Below are 21,934 nucleotides of genomic sequence, written 5' to 3' on the forward strand. Positions count from 1 at the left end.
GGGCGGCTTGCTTTCCCACCTTCGCCGACTCGAAAGCCGTCGGCGAAGGTGGGCACCCCTCGTCGTGTTAGCAGGCGTGGACGCAGATTCCCTTCGGGAATGACAACCAAAGAAGCAGCGGCAAGAACAAGGGCAAAGGTAGATGCAGGTCCTTCGACTTCGCCGCGCTTTGCTCAGGCTGACAGGGGCGGTAGTCCTCAGGGGTGGCTTTGGCTCCGGCCCGTGCTGCTGTTGAAGCGATGTCTGAGGTAGCGGTTCCAGTACATCAGCAGGCCGGTAAGAGTGAGGACCGCGAGAGCGAGACCCAGGACAGCCCAGAGGATCTTGAAGCAAATTCCCCAGAGTTTTCCGAAGTGGAGGGGATGCATGGCCCACAGGATCCAGTCTCCGGCGGTGTGGTTCTGGCCGTAGTGCCAGATGGTGAGTACCTTGCCCGAGCCTCCGTCAAGCGTGACGATGTCGCGGTGGGAGAAGTCTCCGGGGCGGGCGAGGTCCATCTCGGTGTAGATTGTCGCTCCCGGGCCGTCGTGGAGGGATGGGTCGCTGATGCTGAAGAGGTGGGCCTGGGGGGAGGCTTGCTGGGCGGCGGCCAAGAGGCCTTCGAGGGTAATACGGGGGAGGGTTGCGTCTGCCGGGTGGGGTGGCATCTCGGGGGACTTCATGCCCTGAATAGGCGAGATGACAGAGACGACCCATGCGACCTGCCTGTACCAGGCGAAGTAGACACCGGAGAAGGCCCACCAGACGACGATTGCCAGGGTCCAGAAGCCAATGGCGCTGTGAAGGTCGAAGTTGATGCGACGCCAGTTGTGGCGGAAGCTGACGCGGAGGCCGCGGGTCCAGACGCGTATGCCCGGCCACCAGAGGACGAGTCCGGAGGCAGCGAGGAGGAGGAGGATGGCGGCGCCGATGCCGTTGACCTGGATGCCGTACGACTTGCCGAGGAGGAGGTAGACGTGAAGGTCGCGGATCCAGTCGACCCAGGTGCGGGTCTGCTCGGTGAGGGCGGCGGTTGCGGGATCGGCGGTCAGGCGGAGTTCGCGGTGGGTGGCGTCCGTGGCGCGGAGCTGGAAGGCTGGGATGGCCGGGGTGGGGACAGTCAGGCCGGTGACCCAGGCCTGGGGATACTTCTCGTGGAAGTTCCGCATGACCTCCGGGATGGAGGCCACGGCTGTTTTTTCGAGTCGGAAGTGCGGGAGATTGAGGGCGCGTGCGGTGAACTCGTCTTCGAAGACGAGGATGGAGCCGCTTATGGAGATGATTACCAGGTAGAGGGAGATGAGGACGCCAGCCCAGAGGTGGATCTGGAAGAGAGCGCGACGAAGGAACAGGCGGCTGGGGTGGTGGAGGAAGGCGGCTAGGACGGACATGGTTTCCGGGGCTTAGGGCAAGTGCAACGACAGACGCAGATTCGCTTCGAGAATGACAACAAGAGGGGAACGGTAAGAGCTACTGGAGTTGCCGCGGCGATGGAACGCCTTGCCTTCCCACCTTAGCCGACGATGGTGCTGCCGGCGAAGGTGGGGCACCCGGGCTCTTGGTGGTTGGGGAAAGCAGAAGCGGTTAGAAGCGGTACTTGGCGGTGCCGATGACGTTTCTTGCGTAGCCGGCGTAGCAGTAGTTCAGGCCGGAGCAGGTGGCGATGTAGCGCTTGTCGGTGAGGTTGGTTGCGTTGACGGCGAAGAGGGTCCTGCGCCAGTTGAAGCGAAGCGAGCCGTCGATGAGGGCGTAGTTTGGGACGAAGAAGGAGTTGGCGCTGTCGGCGGCGTTGGTTCCGACGAAGCGGACTCCGAAGTTTCCTCCGAGGCCTGCGAAACGGCTGGTCTGCACGGTGTAGTCGGCGAGGAAGCTGGTCTGGTTGCGTGGAGTCTGCGGGAGTCACCTGCCTACGTTCGCGGCGGTCTGGTCCTTGAGGGTGTTGGTGGCGGTGAGGGTGTAGCCGCCGTGGAGGCTGAGGCCTCGCGTGAGGCTGGCGATGCCTTCGATCTCGACGCCGCGTGAGCGGACTTCGCCCGACTGGTAGGAGTTGAAGGCGGTATCGGAGACGAGGACGTTGGTCTGGTTGATCTGGAAGTATGACGCGGTGATGAAGCTGTTCCAGGTGCGCGGCTGGATCTTCACGCCTGCTTCGATTTGGCGAGCGTCGGCGGGCTTGGCCGGGTCGGTGGAGAGCTTCGTGGTGGGGTTGTAGACGAAGGTGCCGGCGTTGGGGAGGAAGCTCGTGGAGTAGGCGACGTAGGGGGCGATGCCGCTGTCGGTGAGGTAAGTCACGCCAGCGTCCGGTGAAGCGGGTATCGGTGTGGGCGAAGTTGGTTCCACCGGCAAGGAAGTTCGAGATGTCGTTCTTGGCGAAGTCCTGGCGGCCGCCGAGGGTGAAGACGATGTGCTGCTTGTACTTGATCTGGTCCTGGGCGTAGAGGCCGTGCTGCTGCAGGAGGGAGTCGTTGTCCTGGTAGAAGAAGAGCGGCGGGATAGTGGCCTGGCCGTAGACGGGGTTGTAGATGTTGATGTCGGCTACGGAGGCGGAGCCGGCTTGGGTCTTGATGTCGACGTGCGCGTAGTCATAGCCGAAGAGGACGGTCTGCTCCCAGTTGGCGGTGGTGAAGCGGCGGAGGGCGCGGATGTCGACGGTGTTGATACGGTCGATGCTGGGGAGGGCGTAGGCACTGCGGCTGACGAGGGTGGTGTTGCCGGGGATGGTGGTGTCGAAGCCGTTGCCGTAGACGGTCGAGCCCTGGACGTTGATGTACTGGTAGCGGTAGTTGGAGTGAAGGTTCCAGCCGTCGGTGAAGAGGTGGTCTCCGGTATAGCCGATGGAGGCCTGGTCGCGCTTGACCTTATCGAAGCTGGGTTCGCCGAGGAAGACGCTCAACGGGATGAGGCCGTTGGGATTGTTGTTGTAGAGGGTTCCGCTGGAGGGAAGGAACTGGCTCCAACGGGTTCCGTCATGCTGCCAGTCTGAGAGGACGGTGAGGTTGGTGCGGTCGCTGGGGTGCCAGGAGAGCGAGGGGGCAATGAGGCGGCGGTTGTCGGGGGTAAAGTTGGTCTGGGTTCCGCTGTCGCGGAGAAGGCCGAGGAGGCGATAGCGCCAGACTTGCTGGCGGTCGATGGAGCCCGTGGTGTCGGCTTCGACCTGACGGCGATCGTAGGAGCCGAACTGCATCCCGATCTCGGTGGAGCGCTCGGCTCCGGGGCGTTTGGTGACCTGGTTGATAAGGCCTCCGGGAGGGACCTCACCGTACAGGATGGAGCTTGGTCCGCGAAGGACTTCGACGCTCTCGAGTTCGTAGGGATCGAGCTTGCCGGCGAGCGAGTTGAAGCGCATGCCGTCGCGGAAGACGCCGAAGGTTTCGGCGGCGAATCCACGGATCTTGAGCCAGTCGAAGCGGGGCTCGACGCCGAACTCGTCGGCCTGGATGCCGGGGGTGTAGCGGAGGGCTTCGTTGACGGTGATGACGTTGCGGGCCTCCATCTCGCGCTGGTTGATGATGGAGATGGACTGCGGCACCTCGATGAGAAGGGCGTTGGTCTTGGAGCCGGCGTTCGAGGCGTAAGGGACGAAGCCGGTGTCGGCGGTGACGTTGACCGTGTCCGTTGCGGAGCCTACGGCGAGGGCGACGGTGAGGGTTTCGGCGCCAAGCGCGGTGACCTGGGAGTTGTCAGTGAAGCCGGGGACGCGGACGGTGACGCGGTACTGGCCGGGGCGGAGGGTGAGCTTAAGCTGACCATCGTCGCCGGTGATTCCGTTGAGGACGGTATTGCCGCAGCGGGCTTCGACGGCGGCCCGGATCACGATGGCTCCGGTGGTGTCGGTGACGCGGATCGTGGAGGTGCCAGACTGCTGGCTTGCGGAGGATGTGCAGGCTACGGATTCGTCGGGAACGACTGCGGCGCCGGGAGCGGCGTGGAGTGTGCTGGCAGTCAGGACGGCGGATGCGAGGGTGAGGGCGCGGAGCCAGGGGTGGGAAGAGGTCATCGGAGGTGCCTTTCTTGCATAGCGGGGCGTAGGCGCCGGGAGGGCCGGCACGGGAACAGACCGCTGAGATTGTCGATCGAGCCTAGGCCCGGGAAGAACGCCCGTTGCTGGCAACAGGAAAGGCTCTCGGCACACCGCTATGCGATGCGTGGGAACTCGTTGAGAGCACGTGATTTCAATATACGACAACAATGGTCCTAGTTCAACGAAGAGCGGCGGTACGGAGGTACTCCTTGCGATCTACAATTCCCAGATGAGCTTTGCTGTACGTCCTCTTTCCTCCTGGCGCCTTCGGTCGCGCACGCTTGAACTTGGCCGGAAGACGCTGGTCATGGGCATCCTGAATGTGACGCCGGACAGCTTTTCCGATGGTGGCCGTTATCTCGGGCAGCACGATGCGATCGAGCACGGGTTGACGCTTCTGGATGAGGGCGCGGACCTCCTGGATCTGGGTGGGGAGTCGACGCGTCCGGATGCTACCCCGCTTCCGGCGGAGGAGGAGCAGAGGCGTGTGCTGCCTGTGCTTAGCGCCATTTTGAAGGCGCGGCCCGAGGCGATAGTCTCGATCGACACCTATCATGCGTCGACGGCGCGGCTGGCCGTCGAGGCGGGAGCGGAGATCGTCAACGATGTGAGCGGCGGGCTTTGGGATGCGGCGATGCTCTCGACGGTGGCGGAGATGGAGTGCGGGGCGATCCTGATGCATACGAGAGGGAAGCCTGAGGAGTGGCGGAGCCTGGCGCTGCTTGCCCCGGAGGAGATTCCATCGATGGTGACGGGAGACCTGAGGCAGAGGACGGAGGAGGCTCGGGCGGCCGGAATTGCTGAGGATCGAGTCATGCTCGACCCTGGGTTTGGATTCGGGAAGACGGGAGCGCAGAACTATCCTCTGCTGGCGCATTTGGAGCAACTGCATGGGCTGGGATTTCCGCTGCTCGTGGGGATCTCGCGGAAGGGTTTCCTCACCCAAACGGCGTATTCGCTGCACCATGGTCATGTCCCGACGCCGGCGCAGCGGTTGACGCTGACGACGGCTGCGAATACCGCTGCAGTGCTTGCAGGAGCGCATGTTTTGCGGGTTCACGACGTGCCGGCGGCGCTGGAGGCGGCGGCAATCGCTGACGCTATCCTTGGGGGGAATTGACAATTCCCGGAATTTTCGTTTCGACGACTGAACTCCAGCGCAAGTCCCGCCGATAACTTTCCTGAATCTTCTTATCTCGACTCTCGAGGTTTCACATGTCTTTCTCGATCACTCCGCCGCCCTCGACCTCACTTCAGCAGAACGAGATCAATGCGCCGACTCCTGTCCCGGTGCCCAAACCCACCGAGTCTCAGAACATCGCGAAGCTGGCTTCGACCGGTACGCCTGTGCTGGAGATCGCGACGAAGCTTGGTCTGCCGGTGAACGAGGTCGACACGACGCTCGGTCTCAAGATCCCGACCGCTAGCGAGACGGGATCGACGGCGGCGTTGTCCACGAGGCTTTCGGTTACGGCTTAGGCGATTGTTTTGACTCGGGCGCGGCTGGCTGGGAGGAGTCGCGCTCGCGGCGGTATGCATCGCTGAGGGTGCCCTTTTTCGCGGCGAGCTCTATGAGTGTTGGGTAGAACTGGACGAACGTGGTGTCGACGGCGGCGTGCTGGGCGTGGCACGTGTAACAGCTTGCGGACGGCTCGAAGAGCTTGCCCTTGCCGTCGCTGCCGACATCATAGAAACCCCATTGTCCGCCGATGCCCTCGCGGTTGAAGTGAGTAGAGTCCTTGACGTGGACTTCAAGGCCCATGACTTCGGTGCCCTGAAATCGCCCGCCCTTGACGATGACCTCACCTTTTTCCTGCGCGCCACGATTTTCGAGGACAAGGACGGTCTTGTCGGGCCAGGTGCCGGTTTCAAGGAAGCTGGCATAGGCCTCGGGGTTGACGAAGACGTTGTCGAACATGGAGTGATCGGGCGCGCCCTTGCGCTCGCGGTAGGTCATGTCGAAGCCCGAGGTGAGGAAGATCCACTGGCGGTAGTTCGTTGGAGCAATGAGTTCGCCGGACTTGGTGTATTCAGGGGAGTATGTTTTTGATTGGGCTTGGACGCGATGAGTAGTGTGCACGGCGGTTGCCGCGATGAGGATCGCTGTAAGGCTGGCGCAGGCCGCCAGGATGTTTCGCGTGGGCATGGGGGTCACCGGGGCTTCAGATAACCCTACGCGCTTATGAAGGGATAGGTTCCAGAAAAAAATCCCGGCTCCTTTTCGGATGCCGGGATCTTTTCGCTTGCGACGGCTTATACGGTTGCGGCTTCGGTCGAAAGGGCAGGGTAGTCGATGTAGCCCTCGGGGCCATGGGTGTAGAAGGTTTGAGGGATGGGTGCATTGAGCGGCGCTCCGGTGGCGAAGCGTTCGGGCAGGTCGGGGTTGGAGATGAAGAGTTTGCCGTAGAGGACAGCGTCGGCTTTACCCTGGACGATGACCTCGTCGCCTGCGGCCTTGGTGAACTTCTCGTTGGCGACGAAGACTCCGCCAAAGGCTTCCTTGAGCTTTGGACCGAGGCTGTCGGGTCCGGCATATTCGCGGGCGGCGATGAAGGCGATCTTGCGCTTGCCCATCTCGCGAGCCACATACTCGAAGGTGGCCGCAGGGTTGGAGTCGCCGGCGGAGTGCGAGTCGCCGCGGGGAGCGAGATGCATGCCCACGCGTCCCGGACCCCAGACGCTGGTGACGGCGTCGAGAACTTCGAGCATGAAGCGGCCACGATTCTCGATGGAGCCGCCGTACTCGTCGGTGCGAGTGTTTGGTCCGTCTTGGGTGAACTGGTCGATGAGGTAGCCGTTGGCTCCGTGGATCTCGACACCGTCGAAACCGGCGTCCTGGGCATTCTGGGCGCCGCGACGGAACTCTTCGATGACCTCGGCGATCTCGGGGACGGTGAGGGCGTGGGGAACCGGGAACGGGGTTTCGGGGCGCAGGATGTTGACTGTGCCCTTAGCGGCGACGGCGACGGAAGAGACAGGGCTCCGGCCGTTGAGGTAGACCGGCGCGGAGATGCGGCCGACGTGCCAGATCTGGGCGAAGATCTTTCCGCCTTCCTCGTGGACGGCCTGGGTGACGGGCTTCCAGCCGGCGACCTGCTCGGCGCTCCAGATGCCGGGGACCTGCGGGTAGCCGACGCCCATGGGGCTGACGGGTGTGCCTTCGGAGATGATGAGGCCGGCGCTCGCGCGCTGGCGGTAGTACTCGATCATGACCGGGGTCGGGAGGTGATCGACGGTGCCACGGAGACGCGTGAGGGGCGCCATCCAGATGCGGTTCGGTAAGGACAAATCACCCACTTGTATCGGATCCAGCAAACCAGCCACAGTCCATCCTCCGGTCCCGGAGCTTCATAGCGCTCGCGGGGACGCATGGTTGATGAGATGAGGCTCGTTGGGGAAAGGTGCGGCTTCGTTTGGCCTGAAAGGGCTGTCAGCACTCCCCGCGAACGCGGCGCATGAGGCTTTCGAGTGTGGCTGAGGGATCTTCCGTCAGGCCGGTGTGGACGGCGGAGGTCTGGATGATGGTGCTACGCGGGGCGACGAGCCAGTGGAAACGCTCGCGCTGGGAGAGTTGTGCGATGGGGCCGGCGGAGGGGTCGCCGGCACAGAGGAGGGGGACGGCTTCGAGGTGGCGTCGGATCTTGTCGACGTCTATGCCGGACCAAAGTGCCTGGAGGCGGAGCGGGGCAACGTGGATGCGGGCGTCGAGGAAGCGCCTTTCGAGGCAGAAAACGACGATGCCGGCGTTGATGAACTCCTCGCACTCGACGCGGGGGACGACGCGGATGGTGGCGTAGTCAAACGAGGTCTGCATGCGCTTGCTCCGCCTCCTCGACGAATCCGGCTGTATTGCTCAGGCGTGTGGTGAAGTATGCGGTGTAGGCCTCGCGCATAGTTTTTGGGTCTTCCGTCAGATTCGCACCGAGGAGCCATGTATCCGGGACGAGCTCGAGGATCGCGCGGAAGGCAGATTCGTTGAGATGGGTCTTTGCGGTTTGATCCGCTTTGCGGATGGACGTCGCTGCCGGAAGGAGGACGTGTTGTTTGATGGCGGCGAAGCGGGCGGCCGGGTCGACGATTGCGCCCCCGGCGCGCCATTGGTGCTGGAAGTAGAGGGCGGCGCCGTGGTCGATGAACCATGGGTTGTGGTGCCACACGAGGAGGTTGGGATTGCGGGCGGTTCGGTCGACATTAGTGACAAAGGCGTCGAACCAGACGGCCAACGAGGCGATGGTGGGATCGACGCGGTCTCCGGCGGCAAGGTCAAACATGGTGGCTCCGGGGAGGAAGTCCATGGCCAGGTTGAGGCCGACGCTGCGCTTGAGAAGGTCGCGGATCTCCTGGTCGGGCTCGTTGCGGCCCAGCGCTTCTTCGACTTCGACGAGGACCAGCTCAGGAACCCGGAGGCCGAGGGTGCGGCCGATTTCGCCGGCGACCAGTTCGGCAACGAGGGCAAGCGGGCCCTGGCCGGCCCCGCGGAACTTGAGGACGTAGAGGCCAAGGTCAGCGGCCTCGATGATGGCGGGCAGGGAGCCGCCTTCGCGCAGAGGCGTGACATAGCGGGTGGCTTGGATTGTCCTCAGGCTCTCTGCCATTTCGAATCTCAGGCTATCAGCCTGCCGGGAGAGTTATCGCCGATGGACATGGCGGTGGTTGAGCGACTGCGGCAGGTTGTCCTGGTGAGGCCAGAGGCGGTGGGGGAAGACGTAGGTGAAGCCGGCGAAACCCTGCCAGTCCGTGGAGGTGGAGGTGAGTCCGTGGTTGAGGCCGGCGTCGAGGACGACGTTGGGGCGAAGAGTGTAGCCGAGCGCCCAGAGCGTGCCGACGGCGTTGCTGCGTGGGCTGGCTGTGCCGGAGCGGGTTGCGGTGACGAGGGGCTGGCTGAAGTGCCAGAGCTCGCCGGTGAGTTCGAGCTTCTGATGCAGGGCTTTGGAGAAGAGATCGTGGGTGATCGAGAGAGTTTGACCGTACTGTGCACGGCGGAGCAGCACTTGTTGCTGCTCGGAGCCGCTAAAGTTGCTGTCGTAGTGGAAGTCGCCGAGGTCACCGCTGACGAGAATGACGGCGGAACGGGAGAAGCTGCCGATGTCGAGGTCTGGAGCGGTGCCGGAACGGACGCGCTGGAGGTAAGCCCCCGCGATGGTGGGGATGCGTCCGACTTCCTTGATGGCGAGGCCTTGCACTCCGAGGATGAGGTCACCAGGGTCAGACTGGCTGGCTGCGGGGGCGTCGGGTGTGGCGTCCTCGCGGGTGAGGGCGAAGGGCTGGCTTTCGAACTCAAGCATGAGGCGTGGATGCAGGGAAAGGCGGATGGCCTGGTTGAGGCTGAACTGGTGGTCGAGGCCGGAGGGTGATCCGTTGGCCTGGAGGAAGCCCTGTTCGAACTGCAGGTAGCCTACGGGCGGAATGTGGGCGGGGTTGGTGATGGTGGGGCGGCTTGGGTTAGCTTCCGGGAGTTGAGCGGCGTCAGGCTTTGAGGTGGATTCGGCGTTATCGACCTGGACGGGCGTCGTGGGGGGCTGGGGCGTTTTGCAGTCGACTTGCGTTTGGGCGAGCAGGGACGCGGGGGCGAGGAAGAGCAGGACCGCGAGGGTGGCGCCCGGGAGGAATAACTTGTCTAGCCTATGTAGCTTATCTGTGGTCGGCACTGCATCCCTTGGATGCGGCATATCTGTTCGTGAACGATCCGGGGAAGTTCCTTTGAGAGTCGGCGCCCACGCTGGCAGGTAGGAAACTGGATCCCCCGATTGGCGGAGGTGGCATCCCCCTAGTGATTCCCGTGATTCCCTATCCGGTGTATTGAGGACTCCGGATGCGGATGACAGTATCTGTGCATGCGAGTCAACCTCATCACTCAATCCACCGGTCCACTCCCTTCGGGGGCAGGCAGCATCCCACTCTCTCTCACCATTCGCCCGGCGTGCGGTTTGCCTGGAGACTATGTCTATCCGACCGACAGCGCAGCGTTGCTCCGCATGCTGAGCGCCAAGACCGACCTGCCGTCCACCGTGCTCGATCGCTTCCGCGGACAGATCCGTACGTCGCCGAAGGCCCGTCTGCTTGGCGTGGAACTCAGCGAGCGTCTGCTGACGGATATTGGTTACTTCGTCGACTAAGTCAACTTCTAAGTGTGGTCGTAGCTGATGACACGCGAGATCTTCCACGTACCATCTTTGAACTGCCAGAGCATCACGAACTTTGCTACACCTGCAGGATCGCTTTCGTGTCCGGGGTGATGAAACGTGTGCGACCCGATCTCTACCGCTCCGTAATGATTGAGCGGATGGGCTTCGAGCGATCCCGCCACTAACTGACGTGTTACTTTGCCGCAAATGTTTGTCTTGATGCTTTCGAGGAAGATCTGCTTGCCTACGGCGAGTCCGGTCTTGTCATGATAGAACTCCAGGTCATCCGTAACCATGGAGCCGAGTTTCACCAGGTCACAGTGGTTGTAGGCGTCGAATAACTGCGCATCGAGCGATGCGATGGTTTGATAGAGCTCGTCTTGAGTTGCGGCGGGTGCAGTTTGGGCTTTCAGCAACGATGCGGAACCACAAAGAAGGATAAAGGTTGCGAAGGGCTTGCGCAGAGCTTTGAGGGGGCTCATAGGTTCTCCTGTCGATCGCTTGCCTTCTTCCATACGCTCGCTCCCTGGGTTATGTTCAATGGCATCGCGGGTTGATCATCTCGCGATGAGGTGAGCCATGGCGATGACGTTGGGTGGGGTGACTCCGCTTCTTCAGGTGTATGACATGCCGACTTCGATCCGGTTCTACCGGGATCTGCTTGGTTTTGAGGTTATTCAGACGTCACCGGTGATGGGTCCGGATTTCTTCCACTGGGCGATGCTTCGATTGGGCGGAGCTACGCTGATGCTCAACACGGCGTATGAGTTTGACGACGAGAGGCCACTGCCTCCAGATGCTGGAAGGGTTGTGGGCCACAACGATACCGGGCTCTATTTCGGCTGCTCGAATATCGAAGAAGCTTATGTTGCGTTACAGGCGAAGGGTGTTGCGGTGACTGCTCCGAAGGTTGCGCCTTACGGCATGTTGCAGATGCCGGTTCACGATCCGGATGGGTATTTCCTTTGCTTCCAGGCACCGGCGAACACATGAGCTCGGTGGTCTGGCCGTTTGTTTGCGGTTTCCCGTAGTCTTCTCCGCATGAAGAATGCGCGGTTTCTCCTCGTGGCGATGGTTGGGCTTTTGTCCCTTGGTGCGCAGGCACAGGACACGTGGCAGATTGGGCCGTTTACCCGGCCTTTGAGCGGGAACCCGGTGATTGCGCCTCGGCCCGTCTCCAGCTTTCTTGATCCGAATTCGAAGACGACTACGCATTGGGAGGCGCTGCATACGTTCAATCCTGCTGCGGTTGTACGGAATGGCAAGGTGTACGTGCTCTATCGCGCGGAGGATGATTCGGGTGCGATGGAGATCGGGATGCACACCTCTCGGCTTGGGCTGGCGGAGAGTACGGACGGCGTCCACTTTACGCGGATGGCGGCCCCCGTGTTCTACCCAGGGATCGACTCGCAGCATGATCGGGAGTTTCCGGGCGGTGTCGAAGATCCTCGGCTTGTTGAGGCTCCGGATGGGACGTATGTGCTGACGTATACACAATGGAACCGCAAGACGTTTTCAGTGGGCATTGCGACTTCGCCTGATCTGACACATTGGACGAAGCATGGGCCTGCGTTTCTCACGGCGGCGGGTGGAAAGTATGCGGGGCTGCGGTACAAGTCGGCGGGGATTGTGACGCAGTTAGAGGGAGGGCGGTTGATCGCGGTGAAGATTGGCGGAAAGTTCTGGATGTACTGGGGTGAAGGTGCGATCCGGATTGCTACTTCGACGGATCTGATTCACTGGACGCCGGTCGAGGACGATAAGGGGGCTCCGCGGGAGTTGATGCGTCCGCGTCCGGGACACTTCGACAGTACCTTTCCCGAGACAGGGCCTCCGCCTGTGCTGACTGCTGAGGGGATCGTCGTTCTCTACAACGGGAAGAACGGGACGGATACGGGTGATCCGGCTCTGGGGCCCAATGCCTATGCTGCGGGCGAGGCTTTGTTCGCCGGGGATGATCCGACACATTTGTTGGTGCAGACGGAGCATCCCGTGCTGAAGCCGGAGTTGCCGTTTGAGAAGACGGGCCAGTATCCGGCGGGGACGACGTTCGCCGAGGGACTAGTGTTCTTTCGTGGCCAGTGGCTGCTCTATTACGGGTGCGCCGATTCACTGGTGGCCGTGGCGATGGCTCCTGGGCATTGAACCTGCACTTCGATTTCGATTGACGAGCCTTCTGGAGGGATCTACCTTCCCTGCAATGTGTGTGGAGGAATGACCGTGGCGAAAATGATGGACGAAACGACAAGCGAACAGCGTGTAGAAGCGCCCGAATCCGGCGAATTGAGTGAGCAAGAGCTTGAGAAGGTGACGGGCGGCGCGACCAACATGGTATCCAACATCATGAAGATGAAGCACGACACGGTGAAGAACACGATTAGCAACATCCATTGAGGTTTGTACCGGCTTTTCCTCCACGCCTTGCTGGTATCCTGGCAAGGCGAAGGAAAACCGAATGGATACTGGCCTCCTTATCGTTGTAGCGCTGCAATTCTTCACGTTGATCGCGGTCGTGATCCTTTATCTCCGAAAGCCTGCCGGTGTTACCCAGGATCCTCGGCTCGCCCAGATTCCCGATTCGTTGATTCGTCATGAGACGCGACTGCAGGCTCTCGACGAGAATCTAAGGTCGGGGCTTGAGTCGCTCAACTCTGCGCTGCGGTCTGATCTTGCGCTGCATCGGAGCGAGGCGGCAGCGAATGCTTTGAACACGCGCGAAGGGCATGACCGTACGTCGCAGCATCTTCGGGAAGAGTTGACCGCTTCCGTGGCTCGGCTTTCCGGTGTGCTGCTCTCGGGCTTGGAGAGCTTTCGCACGGATAATCGCGCGGCGGATGAGGCCCTCAAAAGCGCGGTTGCGAATGATCTAAGCAATATCGGGCAGAGGCTGGCGAACTTTATCAACGAGGCGAACCGGGCGCAGATCGAGGCGCGGGAGTCGCTGCATACGCGGCTGACGGCCTTGAACGAGGCGAATGTCGCGCACCAGGAGAAGCTGCGGGCTACCGTTGGAGACTCGCTCGCGAAGATCAATACTGACAACACCGCCAAGCTTGAGGAGATGCGGTTGACCGTCGACGAGAAGCTGCATGCGACGCTGCATACGCGGCTGACAGAGAGTTTTGGGCAGGTGACGGATCAACTCAGTAAGGTGCATACGGGGCTTGGGGAGATGTCGAAACTGTCGGAAGGAGTGGATGACCTTTCGCGGATCTTTACGAACGTGAAGTCGCGTGGCGGCTTCGCCGAGGTTCAGCTTGGGATGCTGCTCGAGCAGATGCTGGCGCCGTCGCAGTTCGTTCGGAACGCGCGGGTGAAGATGAACACGCTCGAGGCGGTGGAATTCGCGGTTCGGTTCCCGGGACAGGCGGGCGATACGCTTCTGCCGATCGACGCGAAGTTTCCGCGCGAGGCGTGGGAGCGGCTTGAGAACGCCTATGAGTCGAACCGGCCTGAGGAGATTACGGCCGCAGGGAAGGTGTTCGAGGCGGCGATCCGGACCGAGGGCGAGCGGATCTGCAAGAAGTACATCAACCCGCCGGTGACGACGCCGCACGCGATCATGTTTCTGCCGACCGAGGGGCTTTATGCCGAGGTGATGCGCCGGGATGCGCTGCAGGCGGAGATTCAGTCGAAGTGCCAGGTGACGATTGCTGGGCCTTCCACCCTTTCCGCTATTTTGACGAGCTTCCAGATGGGCTTCCATATGCTCGCGCTGCAGGAGAAGGGTGATGAGGTCTGGAAGGTGCTTGAGACCGCAAAATCAGAGTTCAAGAAGTTTGGGATGCTGATGGATAAGGTACAGCGGCAAGTGGGGACAGTGCAGACGACGCTTGGTGAGATTGGCGGCAAGACGACGACCATCAATCGGGCGTTGAAGGCTGTGAGCGATCCTGTGGACGAGCGTTCCGAGGTGTTGGGGTTCGACGAGTTTGCCGGGGTTGCGGGCCGGCTTGCTGCTACCGGTAGTGACGAGGGATAAGGGTGCCGGCGGACGAGGGCCGATACAGGGGGCCTTTGCTTCGCTCAGAATGACGGCATAACACTTGCAACGGCACATGCGATGGCCAACGGCAAGAGCAACGGAAAACGCAGATTCCCTTCGGGAATGACAAACAGAAAGGCGACTGCGACTGCGATGCAAGCAACGGCGGGAGCAGCTATGGCTGAGTCGTGACCGTTTTGGCTCTTTGGCCGTCGCGCCATAGGCCGGGTGGGACTCCTTCCCAACTGCGGAATGCTCGGACGAAGGAGCTGGAGTCTTCGTAGCCTAGAAGGTAGGCTGCCTCGTTGAGTTCGAGTAGCGAGTTGTGGAGGTAATGCCGGGCCAGCTGGTGGCGGGCTTCTTCGAGGACCTGGTGGAAGGTATAACCGGCGTCCTGCAAGTGGCGCTGCAGGGTGCGGGAGCTCATATGCAACTCGCGGGCGATGTCGTGCATTTTCGGCCGGTGCCCGGCGAGGCGCTTCTGGATTGTGGCGCGGACGCGTTCGGGGAAGTTCTCTTCGCCGAGGCTCTGCTTCAATTGCTCGTCGAGCTGCGGGGCGAGCATGGAGAGAAGCTCGGCGTTGCGGGTGACGAACGGTAAGGCAAAGTCGGAAGAGCGGAATACGAGAGCGTTACGCGTGGATCCGAGGCGAACGGGGCAGCCGAAGTGGCGTTCGAGCGCGCGTGCGTAGGTAGAGCTCTCACGGGAGAGTTCGAGGCGGATCGGCGATAGCGGGGATCCGGTTCCGTGGCGCGCGATGGAGAGGATCCAGGCGAAACAAAGATCGGTGAAGACCTCGGGCTCCTCTTCGTCGGCGAGGAGGAAGCGGAACTGGATGCTCGATTCGGTGTCCGTGATCTTGAGCGCGATCTCTTCGGGGCACGAGATCTGCTTGTGGCGGGAGAGCTGGCGCATCGCGTCGCCGAAGGTGCTGGTAAAGAGGGCGGCGAGGGCGACGGGGTCGAAGTGCTCGGGCTTGGCCGCGGTGCCGAGAAAGAGGCCTATGGCGGGGTCGGGGCTGACGTGGGCGATCGCACTCCAGAGGGCAAAGAGCTGTTCGGTGGTGACCAGGGCTCTCGGTTGATCGAGGAGCCCTGGCGGAAGGTTGGCGCGCTGGAGGACAGCAGACACACGGATTCCCGACTCCTGCAGTAGGGCGGCGAGGCGAGTGGGAATCCGGAAGTGTTTGCTCATGGGTTAAGCTTCGCTCTTGAAGGACGCCATGTCGATGACGAAGCGGTATTTCACGTCCGACTTGAGAAGACGGTCGTAGGCTTCGTTTATCTTCTGGACGGGGACGATTTCAACATCCGCGGTGATGTTGTGCTTGCCGCAGAAGTCGAGCATCTCCTGGGTCTCGACGGTTCCGCCGATGGGCGAACCCGAGAGGCTGCGGCGACCGAAGAGAAGGGCGAAGGCGGCGACCGCGAGAGGCTTCTCGGGGGCTCCGACGAGGCAGAGGTTTCCGTCGCGGCGCAGGAGGTTGAGGTAGGCGTTGATGTCGTGGTCGGCGGAGACGCAGTCGAGGATGAAATCGAAGGAGCCGGTGTGCTTGGCCATCTCGTCGGCGTTCTTCGAGATCACGACTTCGTCGGCGCCGAGGCGCAGGGCGTCATCCTTCTTGCTGGCGGATGTGGTGAAGAGGACGACGTGAGCTCCCAGCGCATGGGCGAACTTCACTCCCATGTGGCCGAGGCCGCCGAGGCCGACGACGCCGACCTTCTTGCCCTTGGTGATGCCCCAGTGGTGGAGCGGGGAGAAGGTCGTGATTCCGGCGCAGAGAAGCGGAGCCACTCCGGCAAGGTCAAGGTTCTCGGGCACCTTGAGGACGAAGCGCTGGTCGACGACGATGCCGTCGGAGTAGCCGCCGTAGGTGACGCCGCCGGTGTGCTTGTCGGGGAAGTTGTAGGTGAGGGTGAGGTTGGGGCAGAACTGCTCGAGGCCTTCCTTGCAGTCGGGGCAGGTTCCGTCGGAGTCGACCATGCAGCCCACGGCGCCGATGTCACCTACTTTGAACTTGGTAACGGCGGAGCCGACCTTGGTGACGCGGCCGACGATCTCGTGGCCGGGAACGCAGGGGTAGACGGTGGGCATCACGCCGCTCCACTCGTTGCGGGCCTGGTGAAGGTCAGAGTGACAGATGCCGCAGAAGAGGATCTCCATCTGTACATCGGTCTCGGTTGCATCGCGGCGGGCGATGGTGGTGGGGGCAAGCGGCGAGGTGGGGCTGGCAGCGGAGTAAGCCTTTGCGTTGTACATGGGTCAACGTTAGACCGTTCGCGTGAACGCTGATTGACAAAACGCGCCATAGTTTAGGCAAAACACGCCATCGTGTCCTTGGGGTCATGCGGGAAGGGACGGAAAGAGGGTTGGCGCCATCTGCGTGGCGAACTCCTTGAAGACCCGGACGGACTGCGGGATGTAGCGATTGCCGAGATGCACGACCGAGAGGTTGAAGGTGCGGAAGTGCCATTTCGGCATCACCTCGACGAGGCGGCCTTCGCGAAGAAGATGCGGCTGGACGATGGGAGGGAGATCGCCGATGCCGCTCCCGGCGAGGAGGGACGCGGCGAGGCCGGAGTATTCGTTGATCGAGAGCCAGGGCTGAAAGGTAAGGGTCTCTTTGTCCTTGCCGTTGGCGTGGGTGAAGACCCAGTGGTTTTCGGGCTTCCAGAAGGAGAAGGCGAGCAGCTTGTGATTGAGGAGGTCGCGGGGAGTCTTTGGAGGCTTGTGTTTTGCGAGGTAGGCAGGGCTGGCAACGAGTTGGTGGCGGTAGGTGAGGATGCGGCGGGCTACGAGCGAGGAGTCTTCGAGGTCTCCGACGCGGAAGGCGAGGTCGACACCCTCGGCAATCTGGTCGACGATGCGTTCGGTGATGAAGATCTGGACGCGAACGTTCGGGTAGGCGGCCTGGAAGGCTCCGGCGAGGGCGCGAGGAGAGGCGATTCCGAGCGCTGTCTGCCTGGCGAGTTACGTGGGCGAGGCGGAAGACTTTGTACGCACGCCGCTGAGAAACTTGTTAACGCAGATCGAGGATGGGACGCTTCATGTGCAGGTGGGGAGGACGTTCGCGCTGGACGAGATCGTCGAGGCTCACCGGTGCATGGAAGAGAACAAGGCGGGAGGAAAGATTGTCGTTCTCCCTTGACGAAGGAGAAAACGCGGATATGATGGTGGGCAAATCAAGCAAAAATATTTCGGAATCCGCTGGCAACCCTTGGACGTCTTATCTGTGTAAAGGGAATCAATCGGAGTATCGATATGAAGAATCTTCTAAAACTCGCAGTAGCAAGCATGATCCTGATCGCGCCCGCAGCCGCTATGGCCCAGGCGCATCCTGGCGGAATCACCGCCCACATGCGGCCAGCGCTCTTCCATGACCGCTCCCCGCGTCCGCACGTTCACAATATCCAGCCCCACCACTAAGAAGCAGGATTCTCGCCTGCGGCTCGGGCTCGTTCGATGAAAAGCCTGAGCCGCTCCGGATCCTTCCTCCCCGGTTCGGATTCCACGCCACTCGAAACATCCACACCAAAGGGTCGCAGGCGTTGAACAGCCTCCCCGACGTTCTCCGGATTCAGACCTCCAGCCGCAATCATTTCTATCTCTCCAGCGTCGCGGAAAAGTTGCTGTGCTGCGTTCCAGTCGAAGGTCCTTCCTGTGCCTCCGAGGGCCTTTCCTACCTTGGAATCAATCAGGATGCGGTTTACCTGGCCAGTCTCGCGGAGATCATGGACGAGACGGCTTAGCTGGTTTGCAGCTTCAGGACTTCCATTGATGTCCCAGTGGAGGGTCTGAGTGATACTGAGGCTGGGGCTAAACTCTTTGCGTAGCGCGGCGATCAGGTCAATCGATACGCCCCCGTGGAGCTGCACTCCGGTCAGGCCCGCCGTACGCACGGCGTCTCGGATCTCCGCAAAGTTCATAGTCTGAAAGACCCCGAAGCACTCCGGTTTGCCGGTGAGCCGTTCGGTGATCACTCGGACCGCTTCGGGGGTCATTTGCCGGCTGCTTGGAGCGAAGACGAAGCCGATGGCGTCGGCACCGAGGTCGACGGCGGCCTGGGCGTCTTTCAGGCTGGTGTTGCCGCAGATCTTGACCCACATGCTAGACCTCGGAGACGTACTGGCGGTCGAGCAGGAGAGCGAGGGTCGCACCGGGGTCGGGTTGGCGCATGAGGGTCTCGCCGATGAGGAAGGCGTCGTATCCCGCGGCCATGAGGCGCTCGATGTCTTCGGCGTGGGCGATGCCGCTCTCGGCGACGCGGATGACGTTCTCGGGGAGATAGCTGACCATCTCGACGAGGGTTTGAGGATCGACGGTGAGCGTCTTGAGATTGCGGCTATTGACGCCGATGGTGTCGAAGCCGAGGGCGAGGGCGCGCTCGATCTCTTCGCGGTCGTGGGTCTCGCAGAGGATGTCGAGGCCCCAACGGTGAGCTTCGGCGGCGAGCTCGACGAGGTCTTCGTTCTTATGCGCGGCGACGATCAACAGGATCGCGTCCGCTCCGGCGGCCTTGGCTTCGAGGACCTGGAAGGGGTCGACGATGAAGTCTTTGCGAAGCACGGGGATGTTGACGGCGGCGGAGACTGCCTCAAGGTGCGAAAGCGAGCCCTGGAAGAACTCTTCGTCGGTGAGGACGGAGATGGCGGCCGCTCCGCCTGCTTCGAACGCGCGGGCGAACGAGGCAGGGTCGTACTGCTGACGGATGACACCCTTCGAAGGGGAAGCCTTCTTGCACTCGGCGATAACGGCTGGTCCGGACTCGGCGACTCGCCGCAGGTTGGCACGGAAGCCGCGCGCGGTGCGGGCGTTCGCCTGCCGCTCCATCGCCGCGATGTCGGCTGTTTCCTTGCGGGCAAGCGCTGCAAGGAGTGAGTGGGACAGGATTTCATCGAGTCGGTTCGCCATCGCGTGTCCTTATCGTCTTACCGGGAAACATATCCCCAAACGCACAACAGCCCCGTCGAAGGTTCGTCCGGGGGCTGAGAAGATGCTTGCTTCATTTTGTTATGGCCCGGAATCCCGATTCGAGATCGAGATCTTGGTGCCGAAAAGAGGACTCGAACCTCCACACCCTTGCGAGTACGTGGACCTGAACCACGCGCGTCTGCCAATTCCGCCATTTCGGCCTGAAACTGCAACGGGCGCACATTCCGCTCGTTACATTGCCATGTCCATCCTTACAAAGGCGGCCCGTGCTGTCAATTGAACGAGCGTTTACGCACCGACTTGACGGAACCGGAAGGTACCGCGCAACCTAGCAGAAGCATCCCGCACGGCGATCGACAAAACACCCTATGCCTGATTCCGCAGCTACGCACGCCCCCGAGCCGGAAAAGATTCCGGAAGAGCTCGCGCTTGAGATTCGCAAACTGGCGCATGACCTGTCGAATGCCCTTGAGATCATCGTGCAGACGAGTTTCCTGCTCTCGACGACGGAGCTGAAGGAACCCGCCACGGATTGGCTGCGGATGCTTGATGGCGGGGTCCAGAAGGCACTGGACATCAACCTCGCTCTGCGCGCCTATATCAAGGCGCACACACCACGCTAATTCCGGTTTCGGATGGTTTCTAAGCGTTCGGGCGGTTCAGAAGGTCCATGATCGGCTCGGGTCGCCCAAGGGCGTAGCCCTGACCGAAGTCAATTCCCAGTGTCTTGAGCATGTCGGCGGTGTCTTGATCTTCGACGAACTCGGCGACGGTGTGGAGTTCGTGTGCGATCTGGTTGATGGAGCGCACGATCGTGAGGTCGACCGGATTCTCCAGCATATTCCGGACGAAGCGTCCCTCGATCTTGATGAGGTCGACACGGAAGCTGCGGAGATAGCTGAAGGAACTGAGCCCCGCTCCGAAGTCGTCGAGGGCGACACGGCATCCAAGCAGGCGAAGCTGCTCGACGACAGTGCTCGCGGTGGCGAGATTGTTGATGAGAGCGGTCTCGGTGATCTCGAGGATAAGACGCGAGCTGGGCACACCGGAAAGGGTCAGAAGGTCGAGGAAGAAGGCGAGGAAACCGGGGTCGTTGAGGGAGTGCGCCGAGAGGTTGATGCTGAGCACCAGGTTGGGGTGGAGCATGAGTTCGGATCCGAGGCGGCCGAGGATCTCGCGCAGGACCCAACGGTCGACCTCGAGCATCAGGTCGTAGCGCTCGGCGGCGGGGATGAAGGCGCTGGGTGAGATGAAGCTGCCATCATGATCGACCATGCGGAGCAGGATCTCGCAGTAGGTGTGGGTGTCCGGACCGAGCGGGAGGATCTTCTGGGCGAAGAGGACGAAGCGATTCCCGGCGAGGGCTTCGCCGATCTCGGCAGCCATGTGGAGTTCGCGGTGGTTTTCGTCTCCGCCTGCCTGGCCCGGACAATAGAGGGTGACCCGGTTGCGGCCGGCGCGCTTGGCGGAGTAGCAGGCGACGTCCGCCTGTTTCATGACGTGGCTTGCGGACCCTGTGTTGGCGTTGATCGTGGCGACGCCGATGCTGACGGTGCTCTGGTAGACATGGCCTTCCCAGCGGAACTGGATCCTGGCGATGCACTCTGCGACGCGTTTCAGGAGAGCGTTGGCCTCGTCGAGCTTGCAGTCGAAGAGGAGAATGGCAAACTCGTCGCCACCAAGTCGTGCGACGAGGTCTGAGTCCCGCAGGCAGCGGCGGATAGCGTTGGTAACGGAGCGTAGAAAGAGATCGCCGACGGCGTGTCCGGCGGTGTCATTGATGATCTTGAAGCGGTCGAGGTCGAGGAAGGAGAGCGCGTGCTCCACGCTGCGGTTCTCCGCGTCGCTGATGGCATCCCGGAGGCTGATTTCGAGCTGTTTGCGGTTGGGGAGCCCGGTGAGGGCATCGTGGAGCATCTGGTGGCGAAGTTCGGTCTGCACCTGGCGCATGTGGGTGACGTCCTGGAAGACGAGGACGGCGCCATTGATCACCCCTTTGCGGTCAAAGATCGGTGAGACGGAATCCTCGATAGCCCACATGTGGCCATTGCGAGAGAGCATGCTGGAACCTTCGCGGATGTGCTGCACCGTACCCGTGGAAAGGCATGCTTCGACAGGATGTTGTTGGGGAAGGCCGTCTTCGGTCTTCCCGAGGTGGAAGATTTTCGCGGCGGGCCGGCCGAAAGCATCTTCAAGGTTCCACCCGGTCATGGCTTCGGCTACGGGGTTGAGGAAGAGGACGTTTCCGGAGGCGTCGATCGAGATGACTCCGTCTCCGATGGATCGGAGAGTGACCCGGAGGCGGTCGCGCTCATCCTGCAGGCGCGCCTCGGCGCGGTCAAGAGCCTCGTCGCGCGTAAGCCGGTCCGAAAGGTCGCGCGTGACGCCGGCAAATGCAGCGATCTCCGGCCCGAGGCGGATGGGTGTAAGGGTAAACCGCGCCCAGAAGCGAGAGTCATCCCGGCGGCGCTGCCAGCATAGAGTTTCAAAGCGGCCGGTCGAGGACGCGATATCAAGAGGCTGGTTGGGGGTCGCGAAGACATGTTCTTCCGGAAAGAAATACCGAAAGTGCCTGCCAACCATCTCTTCCCGGCGGAACCCCGAGCATCGCTCCGCCCCGGTGTTCCAGGTCAGGATCATGCCCTTGAGGTCGAGGGTGACGATGCCGTAGTCCTGAATGGCATCGAGGAGCAGGGACACCCCTTGCAGTTCCAGACGAGAGGCGGCCGGCTCTTGAGGTGCCGGCCCGAGGAGCAACTCTGAGGGTCCGTTCATGCTGCGGGCCCTGGGTCGCTGCAAAACATTGGTTCTGAATAGACCGAATCGATCAACGTAACCTTCCTGCTCTGCTGGTGACCCACCGATTACGACCTGGTTTCAAAAACGCACCC

The 21,934-nt window shown here is 61.7% G+C and carries 23 protein-coding genes, 1 tRNA gene and 1 pseudogene; 9 read left to right on the forward strand and 16 right to left on the reverse strand.

Going from position 1 to position 21,934, the window contains the following annotated elements; genetic code table 11:
* Nucleotides 1–197: 197 nt before the first annotated feature.
* The 3 genes and pseudogenes from GRAN_RS09385 to GRAN_RS25455 all read right to left on the reverse strand — a co-directional run bounded on the left by GRAN_RS09385 (nucleotide 198) and on the right by GRAN_RS25455 (nucleotide 3,976).
* Nucleotides 198–1,370, reverse strand: coding sequence for a PepSY-associated TM helix domain-containing protein (locus GRAN_RS09385; RefSeq protein WP_128912624.1), 1,173 nt, complete (start codon nucleotides 1,368–1,370; stop codon nucleotides 198–200).
* Between the two features lie 193 nt (nucleotides 1,371–1,563).
* Nucleotides 1,564–1,830, reverse strand: coding sequence for a TonB-dependent receptor (locus tag GRAN_RS26980; protein WP_128912625.1), 267 nt, complete (start codon nucleotides 1,828–1,830; stop codon nucleotides 1,564–1,566).
* 48 nt (nucleotides 1,831–1,878) lie between these two features.
* Nucleotides 1,879–3,976: pseudogene (locus tag GRAN_RS25455) on the reverse strand (TonB-dependent siderophore receptor).
* Nucleotides 3,977–4,307: 331 nt separating this feature from the next.
* On the opposite strand from GRAN_RS25455, the gene folP reads away from it, so the two are divergent.
* Nucleotides 4,308–5,120, forward strand: a complete 813-nt coding sequence (gene folP / locus GRAN_RS09415; RefSeq protein ID WP_241654431.1) for a dihydropteroate synthase — start codon at nucleotides 4,308–4,310, stop codon at nucleotides 5,118–5,120.
* Nucleotides 5,121–5,215: 95 nt separating this feature from the next.
* A complete protein-coding gene (locus GRAN_RS09420; protein ID WP_128912629.1) occupies nucleotides 5,216–5,479 on the forward strand; it encodes a hypothetical protein in 264 nt (87 codons plus the stop codon).
* On the opposite strand, the gene GRAN_RS09425 is transcribed toward GRAN_RS09420, so the two are convergent.
* The 5 genes from GRAN_RS09425 to GRAN_RS09445 all read right to left on the reverse strand — a co-directional run bounded on the left by GRAN_RS09425 (nucleotide 5,469) and on the right by GRAN_RS09445 (nucleotide 9,648).
* Nucleotides 5,469–6,146 carry a cytochrome P460 family protein gene (locus tag GRAN_RS09425; RefSeq protein WP_128912630.1) on the reverse strand — a complete coding sequence of 226 codons (678 nt, stop codon included), beginning with the start codon at nucleotides 6,144–6,146 and terminating at the stop codon, nucleotides 5,469–5,471. The two genes, GRAN_RS09420 and GRAN_RS09425, sit on opposite strands and share 11 nt — an antisense overlap.
* A 107-nt stretch (nucleotides 6,147–6,253) precedes the next feature.
* A complete protein-coding gene (locus GRAN_RS09430; RefSeq protein ID WP_128912631.1) occupies nucleotides 6,254–7,324 on the reverse strand; it encodes an alkene reductase in 1,071 nt (356 codons plus the stop codon).
* Nucleotides 7,325–7,430: 106 nt separating this feature from the next.
* Complete coding sequence (locus GRAN_RS09435) at nucleotides 7,431–7,814, reverse strand: DUF3037 domain-containing protein (RefSeq protein ID WP_128912632.1); 384 nt, start codon at nucleotides 7,812–7,814, stop codon at nucleotides 7,431–7,433.
* Nucleotides 7,798–8,595: a HipA family kinase gene (locus tag GRAN_RS09440; RefSeq protein ID WP_192897987.1), complete on the reverse strand. Its 798-nt coding sequence runs from the start codon at nucleotides 8,593–8,595 to the stop codon at nucleotides 7,798–7,800. The genes GRAN_RS09435 and GRAN_RS09440 overlap by 17 nt, the downstream gene beginning before the upstream one ends.
* A gap of 33 nt (nucleotides 8,596–8,628) precedes the next feature.
* Nucleotides 8,629–9,648, reverse strand: coding sequence for a transporter family protein (locus GRAN_RS09445; RefSeq protein ID WP_128912633.1), 1,020 nt, complete (start codon nucleotides 9,646–9,648; stop codon nucleotides 8,629–8,631).
* Between the two features lie 186 nt (nucleotides 9,649–9,834).
* On the opposite strand from GRAN_RS09445, the gene GRAN_RS09450 reads away from it, so the two are divergent.
* Entirely contained in the window at nucleotides 9,835–10,116 is a 282-nt protein-coding gene (locus GRAN_RS09450) for a hypothetical protein (protein WP_128912634.1), read from the forward strand.
* Nucleotides 10,117–10,124: 8 nt separating this feature from the next.
* Here the strand turns inward: GRAN_RS09450 and GRAN_RS09455 are convergent, their stop codons facing one another.
* On the reverse strand, nucleotides 10,125–10,607 hold the full coding sequence (locus tag GRAN_RS09455; RefSeq protein WP_128912635.1) for a nuclear transport factor 2 family protein: 483 nt from the start codon (nucleotides 10,605–10,607) through the stop codon (nucleotides 10,125–10,127).
* A 97-nt stretch (nucleotides 10,608–10,704) separates the two neighbouring features.
* On the opposite strand from GRAN_RS09455, the gene GRAN_RS09460 reads away from it, so the two are divergent.
* From GRAN_RS09460 to GRAN_RS09475, 4 genes are all read left to right on the forward strand, one after another.
* The gene (locus GRAN_RS09460) at nucleotides 10,705–11,118 is read left to right on the forward strand and encodes a VOC family protein (RefSeq protein ID WP_128912636.1); all 414 of its coding nucleotides are present in this window, start codon (nucleotides 10,705–10,707) and stop codon (nucleotides 11,116–11,118) included.
* A 48-nt stretch (nucleotides 11,119–11,166) separates the two neighbouring features.
* A complete protein-coding gene (locus GRAN_RS09465; protein WP_128912637.1) occupies nucleotides 11,167–12,270 on the forward strand; it encodes a glycoside hydrolase family 130 protein in 1,104 nt (367 codons plus the stop codon).
* Nucleotides 12,271–12,339: 69 nt separating this feature from the next.
* On the forward strand, nucleotides 12,340–12,519 hold the full coding sequence (locus GRAN_RS09470) for a hypothetical protein (RefSeq protein WP_128912638.1): 180 nt from the start codon (nucleotides 12,340–12,342) through the stop codon (nucleotides 12,517–12,519).
* A gap of 61 nt (nucleotides 12,520–12,580) precedes the next feature.
* Entirely contained in the window at nucleotides 12,581–14,107 is a 1,527-nt protein-coding gene (locus GRAN_RS09475) for a DNA recombination protein RmuC (protein WP_128912639.1), read from the forward strand.
* Between the two features lie 178 nt (nucleotides 14,108–14,285).
* Here the strand turns inward: GRAN_RS09475 and GRAN_RS09480 are convergent, their stop codons facing one another.
* The 3 genes from GRAN_RS09480 to GRAN_RS09490 all read right to left on the reverse strand — a co-directional run bounded on the left by GRAN_RS09480 (nucleotide 14,286) and on the right by GRAN_RS09490 (nucleotide 17,057).
* Nucleotides 14,286–15,305, reverse strand: a complete 1,020-nt coding sequence (locus GRAN_RS09480; protein ID WP_128912640.1) for an AraC family transcriptional regulator — start codon at nucleotides 15,303–15,305, stop codon at nucleotides 14,286–14,288.
* 3 nt (nucleotides 15,306–15,308) lie between these two features.
* Nucleotides 15,309–16,370, reverse strand: a complete 1,062-nt coding sequence (locus GRAN_RS09485; RefSeq protein ID WP_128912641.1) for an NAD(P)-dependent alcohol dehydrogenase — start codon at nucleotides 16,368–16,370, stop codon at nucleotides 15,309–15,311.
* 84 nt (nucleotides 16,371–16,454) lie between these two features.
* A complete protein-coding gene (locus GRAN_RS09490; protein WP_128912642.1) occupies nucleotides 16,455–17,057 on the reverse strand; it encodes a LysR substrate-binding domain-containing protein in 603 nt (200 codons plus the stop codon).
* A 315-nt stretch (nucleotides 17,058–17,372) separates the two neighbouring features.
* On the opposite strand from GRAN_RS09490, the gene GRAN_RS25460 reads away from it, so the two are divergent.
* Nucleotides 17,373–17,537 (forward strand): hypothetical protein, encoded by a 165-nt coding sequence (locus GRAN_RS25460; RefSeq protein ID WP_161570911.1) that lies wholly within the window; start codon nucleotides 17,373–17,375, stop codon nucleotides 17,535–17,537.
* Here GRAN_RS25460 and GRAN_RS09500 read toward each other — a convergent pair.
* From GRAN_RS09500 to GRAN_RS09510, 3 genes are all read right to left on the reverse strand, one after another.
* Nucleotides 17,534–18,217: a phosphoribosylanthranilate isomerase gene (locus GRAN_RS09500; RefSeq protein ID WP_128912643.1), complete on the reverse strand. Its 684-nt coding sequence runs from the start codon at nucleotides 18,215–18,217 to the stop codon at nucleotides 17,534–17,536. The two genes, GRAN_RS25460 and GRAN_RS09500, sit on opposite strands and share 4 nt — an antisense overlap.
* A 1-nt stretch (nucleotide 18,218) precedes the next feature.
* On the reverse strand, nucleotides 18,219–19,022 hold the full coding sequence (gene trpC, locus GRAN_RS09505) for an indole-3-glycerol phosphate synthase TrpC (RefSeq protein WP_128912644.1): 804 nt from the start codon (nucleotides 19,020–19,022) through the stop codon (nucleotides 18,219–18,221).
* Between the two features lie 134 nt (nucleotides 19,023–19,156).
* Nucleotides 19,157–19,243: transfer RNA gene (locus GRAN_RS09510), tRNA-Leu, on the reverse strand.
* A 168-nt stretch (nucleotides 19,244–19,411) separates the two neighbouring features.
* Here GRAN_RS09510 and GRAN_RS09515 point away from each other — a divergent pair.
* Nucleotides 19,412–19,666 (forward strand): hypothetical protein, encoded by a 255-nt coding sequence (locus tag GRAN_RS09515; protein ID WP_128912645.1) that lies wholly within the window; start codon nucleotides 19,412–19,414, stop codon nucleotides 19,664–19,666.
* 19 nt (nucleotides 19,667–19,685) lie between these two features.
* Here the strand turns inward: GRAN_RS09515 and GRAN_RS09520 are convergent, their stop codons facing one another.
* Complete coding sequence (locus tag GRAN_RS09520; RefSeq protein ID WP_161570912.1) at nucleotides 19,686–21,743, reverse strand: EAL domain-containing protein; 2,058 nt, start codon at nucleotides 21,741–21,743, stop codon at nucleotides 19,686–19,688.
* Nucleotides 21,744–21,934 lie beyond the last annotated feature (191 nt).

The sequence above is a fragment of the Granulicella sibirica genome (genome assembly GCF_004115155.1).
Classification (GTDB): domain Bacteria; phylum Acidobacteriota; class Terriglobia; order Terriglobales; family Acidobacteriaceae; genus Edaphobacter; species Edaphobacter sibiricus.

What these genes read in the sequence shown, in the direction of transcription:
- GRAN_RS09385 (WP_128912624.1), bottom strand. Translation starts at nt 1,370, where the DNA reads ATGTCCGTCCTAGCCGCCTTCCTCCACCACCCCAGCCGCCTGTTCCTT.
- folP (WP_241654431.1), top strand. Translation starts at nt 4,308, where the DNA reads ATGGGCATCCTGAATGTGACGCCGGACAGCTTTTCCGATGGTGGCCGT.
- GRAN_RS09435 (WP_128912632.1), bottom strand. Translation starts at nt 7,814, where the DNA reads ATGCAGACCTCGTTTGACTACGCCACCATCCGCGTCGTCCCCCGCGTC.
- GRAN_RS09420 (WP_128912629.1), top strand. Translation starts at nt 5,216, where the DNA reads ATGTCTTTCTCGATCACTCCGCCGCCCTCGACCTCACTTCAGCAGAAC.
- GRAN_RS25460 (WP_161570911.1), top strand. Translation starts at nt 17,373, where the DNA reads ATGAAGAATCTTCTAAAACTCGCAGTAGCAAGCATGATCCTGATCGCG.
- GRAN_RS09470 (WP_128912638.1), top strand. Translation starts at nt 12,340, where the DNA reads ATGACCGTGGCGAAAATGATGGACGAAACGACAAGCGAACAGCGTGTA.
- GRAN_RS09455 (WP_128912635.1), bottom strand. Translation starts at nt 10,607, where the DNA reads ATGAGCCCCCTCAAAGCTCTGCGCAAGCCCTTCGCAACCTTTATCCTT.
- GRAN_RS09460 (WP_128912636.1), top strand. Translation starts at nt 10,705, where the DNA reads ATGGCGATGACGTTGGGTGGGGTGACTCCGCTTCTTCAGGTGTATGAC.
- GRAN_RS09425 (WP_128912630.1), bottom strand. Translation starts at nt 6,146, where the DNA reads ATGCCCACGCGAAACATCCTGGCGGCCTGCGCCAGCCTTACAGCGATC.
- GRAN_RS09465 (WP_128912637.1), top strand. Translation starts at nt 11,167, where the DNA reads ATGAAGAATGCGCGGTTTCTCCTCGTGGCGATGGTTGGGCTTTTGTCC.
- GRAN_RS09480 (WP_128912640.1), bottom strand. Translation starts at nt 15,305, where the DNA reads ATGAGCAAACACTTCCGGATTCCCACTCGCCTCGCCGCCCTACTGCAG.
- GRAN_RS09440 (WP_192897987.1), bottom strand. Translation starts at nt 8,595, where the DNA reads ATGGCAGAGAGCCTGAGGACAATCCAAGCCACCCGCTATGTCACGCCT.
- trpC (WP_128912644.1), bottom strand. Translation starts at nt 19,022, where the DNA reads ATGGCGAACCGACTCGATGAAATCCTGTCCCACTCACTCCTTGCAGCG.
- GRAN_RS09450 (WP_128912634.1), top strand. Translation starts at nt 9,835, where the DNA reads ATGCGAGTCAACCTCATCACTCAATCCACCGGTCCACTCCCTTCGGGG.
- GRAN_RS09475 (WP_128912639.1), top strand. Translation starts at nt 12,581, where the DNA reads ATGGATACTGGCCTCCTTATCGTTGTAGCGCTGCAATTCTTCACGTTG.
- GRAN_RS09485 (WP_128912641.1), bottom strand. Translation starts at nt 16,370, where the DNA reads ATGTACAACGCAAAGGCTTACTCCGCTGCCAGCCCCACCTCGCCGCTT.
- GRAN_RS09500 (WP_128912643.1), bottom strand. Translation starts at nt 18,217, where the DNA reads ATGTGGGTCAAGATCTGCGGCAACACCAGCCTGAAAGACGCCCAGGCC.
- GRAN_RS09515 (WP_128912645.1), top strand. Translation starts at nt 19,412, where the DNA reads ATGCCTGATTCCGCAGCTACGCACGCCCCCGAGCCGGAAAAGATTCCG.